The organism is Methylocaldum sp., from assembly GCF_039794385.1.
Classification (GTDB): domain Bacteria; phylum Pseudomonadota; class Gammaproteobacteria; order Methylococcales; family Methylococcaceae; genus Methylocaldum.
Map to the genome: position 1 here is coordinate 1 of NZ_JBDIVO010000496.1, position 2,697 is coordinate 2,697.

The following is a 2,697-nucleotide window of genomic DNA, read 5'->3' on the forward strand; positions in this document are numbered from 1 at the left end:
CAAGACGGCGCTCCAGATTATTTATCGCGGGAAAACCCCCGGTTCTGCCGAGGGACTCGCAAAGTTTGACATTTCCGGGAGTCAGGTATTGTCCCAATTTCGCTGGGCCGTCATTCCGGCAGGGATTGCCGGAATCCAGTTCACAGGGATTGTGAATGGTCGAAACCATCCGTGGTCACTGGACCCCGGCACTCCAATCGCAAACGGGCCTTTAGTCGGCCCCTTCCCTGCCGGGGTGACGACATGGCTTTTGCCCGATGGCGGTCAGGCCCCTTTGAGGGGCCAGCCGTCGAAAGCCACTGGCTTTGCCGGTGGATCGTTACTTCACGCAAACTCCAATAGCCGGAATAAGTCCTTCGACTTTTCTCAGGACAGGTTCTGCGTTTCCGGCTTTGTGTTCTTATCCCGTTTGCCGCGCCGAGCATCGGAGCTTTCTGCGGGAATAACCCGTAAGGGGCGCAGAATGGATTCTGCGCGGCGATCGAGGGTCATGGATGACCCTTCGATCGCCTCCCGCCGAAAGCGACAAATTCGCCGGGAGCGAATTTGAACAGCGGTACGCTGGCCCGAAGGGCGAAAACCAAGGATGGTTTTCGTAGCAGCGCAGGACCCAAGCGGCAACCGGGCGGCTTTTTCTTTGGTTACCTTCTTTTGGCCGAGCAAAAGAAAGTAAGCCGACCGTGGGTTCGGAAACCCACATTCAAATAGCTGTCGCGCAAGCGACTCCTCATATTTACGATTTGCGGGAAGCGCTGCTTAAGCCGCTTTCGCCAACGCCCGCCGCTGCTCGTCCAGACCGTCCCAAAACACCGCCACGCCGTCGAGCATTTCGTTGCCGTAACGGATGAAATCATCCTCGTCGATGTCGCGGGTGAAATAAAGCTCTTCCAGTTCCTCCTGGGTATGCTGGGCGTGCTGGGCTTCGAGGCGGTTGTGCCAGGTGAAGAAAGCGAGCGGCAAGTTCGAGCCGGTACGCGCGTTGTAGCGGACCAAACCGTCGATCAGTTCCTGCCAGAAACCGGCCGCCGCCCAGTTTTCCACGGCATAGCTCGCGGCCTGGGTGATTGCGTAGTTCTCGTTGCCGTAGAGCCGGATCAGTTCGTCGCAGAAATGGAGGGTGGCGGGGGTGCCGTGCCTGCGGCCGCCGAGATCCAGAAATCCGAGTCCGAGCTCCCCGGCGATTCGCAGCAGCCACTCGAAATGCGCCGCACGGAAATGGAATATGCCGCCTTCCACCGTGCCCTCGGTGGAGACCAGTTCGGGATCGACCTCATGGTCGGGATCGCGCGTGGCGGACCTTTTCCGCCCGGCATTGAAGACGACGCCGATTTCGTTGGCGAGAATTTCCTTGGAGGCCCGCATGCCTTCGAGAGAATCGGCATTGATCATTTTTTGAAGCTGGGCCACCAGGAACTGGTTCGAAAACACCGAGAACTGGACGATGAACGCCCGGACCTGCTCGAAGGTCTGCTCGCCCTGGCTGAACCAGGCGGTATAACGATTGTTGGTGATGATCCGGTGTCTCAGCATTTCGGTGTCTATGCGCCGCTGAAAGGCGAGAAAGCGTTGGGCCTTGTCGACCGAATACCCGGTCCGGTTCGTCGCAAGCGCCTCGAGCGTCGGAGCGGTCAGGCCCGACAAGCGGTGTTCCTCGGCATAGCGCTCAAGTTTGGAGTCGGCGACGGCTATCATGGAACCTCCTCATAACATAAGAAGGAAAACTACTTATTTGACCCGCGAATTCGTTCCGAATTTCTCCGGCAGGTCGGCAATCCGTTGCCGACATGGGCACTCCCGGCGCTACGCCAGCCCGAAAAATTCACTATTCGGCGTCCGCCTGCTGCTCCGGTGCCGCGTCGCGGAATGCGGTGAGCGCAAGGCAGCTTTCGTCGATCGCTCGTATTCGGGGGAACCCGTTCAAATCGCAGCCGAAGCGCCGGGCGTTGAACACCTGCGGCACCAGGCAGATATCCGCAAGGGTCGGCGTGTCGCCGAAGCAGAATCGGCTGCTGCCTCCGTGGCGGGCGAGCTGTTCCTCGAACGCCCCGAACCCTTCCTCGATCCAGTACCGAATCCAGGCGTTTCGGGCCAGCTCGTCCTGGCCCAGCACCTCCGCGAGATACCGTAGGACCCGAAGATTGTTCAAGGGATGAATGTCGCAGGCGATGATTTGCGCAAGCGCTCGGACGTAAGCCCGCTCGTCGCGGCGGCGTGGCAGCAGCGGCGGGTCGGGATAGGTGTCGTTCAGATACTCTATGATCGCCAGGGACTGCGTGAACGGCGTTCCCCGGTCCACCAGGGTCGGTACCAGTCCCTGCGGATTGATTTCACGATATTTGGGTTGCCGCTGCATGCCCTTCGCGAGATGCACGAATTGCGGCCGGTAAGACAATCTTTTGAGGTTCAAGGCGATGCGGACCCGGTAGGCGGCCGAGCTTCGGAAGTAGGTGTACAGCTCCAGCCCCATCACTGCAGCACGTCCTGTTCGATGGCGCCGAAAACGGAGCGTCCGTTCCGGTCCAGCATTTCGATCCGTACCGTCTCGCCGTGCCGGAGATAAGGCGTCCGGGCTTCGCCGGATTCGATCTGTTCGAGGACGCGTTTTTCGACGATGCAGGAATAACCCCGGCCGGTGTCCGCGTTGCTGACGGTGCCGGAGCCTATGATGGTGCCGGCGGGGAGGGGGCGGGTCTTGGC

Annotated in this window: 3 protein-coding genes; all 3 read right to left on the bottom strand. The window is 60.0% G+C overall.

Annotation, left to right across the window (positions count from 1 at the left end):
* Window positions 1-756 precede the first annotated feature (756 nt).
* The gene (locus ABJK70_RS23275) at window positions 757-1,692 is read right to left on the bottom strand and encodes a hypothetical protein (protein WP_347259285.1); all 936 of its coding nucleotides are present in this window, start codon (window positions 1,690-1,692) and stop codon (window positions 757-759) included.
* A 130-nt stretch (window positions 1,693-1,822) separates the two neighbouring features.
* The gene (gene maiA, locus ABJK70_RS23280; RefSeq protein WP_240507123.1) at window positions 1,823-2,467 is read right to left on the bottom strand and encodes a maleylacetoacetate isomerase; all 645 of its coding nucleotides are present in this window, start codon (window positions 2,465-2,467) and stop codon (window positions 1,823-1,825) included.
* Window positions 2,467-2,697: fumarylacetoacetate hydrolase family protein (locus ABJK70_RS23285; protein ID WP_347259286.1), on the bottom strand; the 231-nt coding region annotated here is incomplete at its 5' end. The genes ABJK70_RS23285 and maiA, both read right to left, overlap by 1 nt.

Coding starts and splice junctions, on each gene's coding strand:
- ABJK70_RS23275 (WP_347259285.1), bottom strand. CDS start 1,692: ATGATAGCCGTCGCCGACTCCAAACTTGAGCGCTATGCCGAGGAACAC.
- maiA (WP_240507123.1), bottom strand. CDS start 2,467: ATGGGGCTGGAGCTGTACACCTACTTCCGAAGCTCGGCCGCCTACCGG.